We start from the raw sequence: 1,862 nt of genomic DNA, 5'->3' as shown, positions 1-1,862 counted from the left end.
TCGCCCGCTGGATCGTGAGCCGCCGGGCGCAGTTCAACGGAGCCGACTGACAAACGCGAACCACCCGCTCGGCGCTGAACTGCTCGTCGGCGCGGAGCTCGTGCTGCTCCAGCTGCCCCGCTCGCTCGCAGAGCTGGACGAGATCGCGCAGACGATCGCCCGGTACGCCGCGCCCGGCGTGACCGTGCTCGCCGGCGGCCGGGTGAAGCACATGACCCGTGCCATGAACGACGTGCTCGGGCGCAGCTTCGGCGAGGTCGCCGCCGGGCTCGCGGCGCGCAAGTCGCGGATCCTGACCGCCCGTTCTCCGCTCGACGCCGCACGCATCGAAGACCTGCGCTTCCCCGTCTGGGGCAGCGATCCCGACCTCCCGTTCGCACTCGCCGCGCACGGCGCCACGTTCGGGGGCGCGACCTTGGACCGCGGCAGCCGGATGCTGCTGCGCAGCCTCTCGGAGGAGCCGCCGGCCGGTGAGCCGCGAACCGTCGTCGACGTGGGATGCGGCAACGGAGTCCTCGCAGTCTCGGCCGCGTTGGCCTTCCCCTCGGCGCAGGTCATCGCCACCGATCAGTCGGCGGCCGCCGTCGCAGCCACCCGGCTCACGGCCGACGCGGCCGGGGTGGCCGCACGGATCGACGTGATCCGAGCCGATGGGGCCGAAGCCGTGCCCGAAGGGTGGGCCGAGCTGATCCTGCTCAACCCGCCCTTCCACAGCGGCGCGACCGTGCACGCAGGGGTCGCGCACCGCCTGATCCGATCCTGCGCCCGCGCCCTCGCGCCGGGCGGCGAACTGCGCCTCGTCTTCAACTCCGGCCTCGCCTACCGGTCGGTTGTCGAACGCGCGATCGGCCCGGCCCGGCAGCTCGACCGGGACCGCACCTTCACGGTGCTGGCCGCCCGTCGACGGCGACCGCGCTGACCACCGGGGTGCACGCGCACATCCGAGACGCCCGCGAGTGGCCTGCCGCCCATATTCGCGTCGACGGCTGCGTTGTACCGTAATCTCTACATACGGGGAAGCTACGAGCGAAGGAGCGTCATGGTGACACGCACACGTATCGGATCATCGGATCTCGAGATCGCGAGGCTCGCGCTCGGCGGCAACGTCTTCGGATGGACCGCGGACCGCGACACCGCCTTCGATGTGCTCGACGCGTTCGTCGCCGGCGGCGGCGATTTCGTCGACACCGCCGACGTCTACCCCTCGTGGGCCCCCGGACGATCCGGCGGCGAGAGCGAAGCGATCATCGGGGAGTGGCTGGCCGCGCGCGGCGCCCGGGACCGGGTGACCGTCGCCACCAAGGTCGGCACCCATCCCGAGTTCACGGGCCTCGCCACCCGCAACGTGCGGGCGGCCGCCGACGCATCGCTGCGGCGCCTCGGATCCGACCGTATCGACCTCTACTACGCCCACTACGACGACCCCGACACGCCGCTCGAAGAGACGGTCGCGGTATTCTCCGAGCTCGTCGACGCGGGCAAGGTGCGCTGGATCGGCGTCTCGAACTACACGGCCGCCCGCGTGTCGGAGTGGTGCGACATCGCCCGTGCCGGCGGCTACCACCTGCCGGTGGCGCTGCAGCCGCACTACAACCTCGTCGAGCGCCACTACGAGACCAACGGCCTGCGCGAGGCGGCCGAGAAGGAGGGCCTCGGCGTCTTCCCCTACTACTCGCTGGCTGAGGGATTCCTCGCGGGCAAATACCGCGACCCCGACGCCGCCGTCGCCGAGGGGGCGAGCGAGCGTGCCGAGGACGCGGTGCGCTACCTGGACAGCCGGGGCCGGCTCGTGCTCGCGGCCCTCGACGACGTGGCCGCCCTGCACGGCGTCGACGTCGCCGCGGTCTCGCTGGCCTGGCTGC

At 72.3% G+C, this 1,862-nt stretch carries 2 protein-coding genes; both read left to right on the top strand.

Annotation, left to right across the window (positions count from 1 at the left end):
• Positions 1 to 919 (top strand): class I SAM-dependent methyltransferase (locus tag ACFPZL_RS12795; protein ID WP_382335739.1); only part of this gene is annotated, 919 nt, incomplete at its 5' end.
• 123 nt (positions 920 to 1,042) lie between these two features.
• A partial coding sequence (locus tag ACFPZL_RS12790) for an aldo/keto reductase (protein WP_382335737.1) occupies positions 1,043 to 1,862 on the top strand: 820 nt, incomplete at its 3' end.

The organism is Leucobacter soli (assembly GCF_042659205.1).
GTDB lineage: Bacteria > Actinomycetota > Actinomycetes > Actinomycetales > Microbacteriaceae > Leucobacter > Leucobacter soli.
The sequence above is the reverse complement of the archived record's forward strand: the minus strand, read 5'-3'. Positions and strand labels throughout refer to the sequence as shown.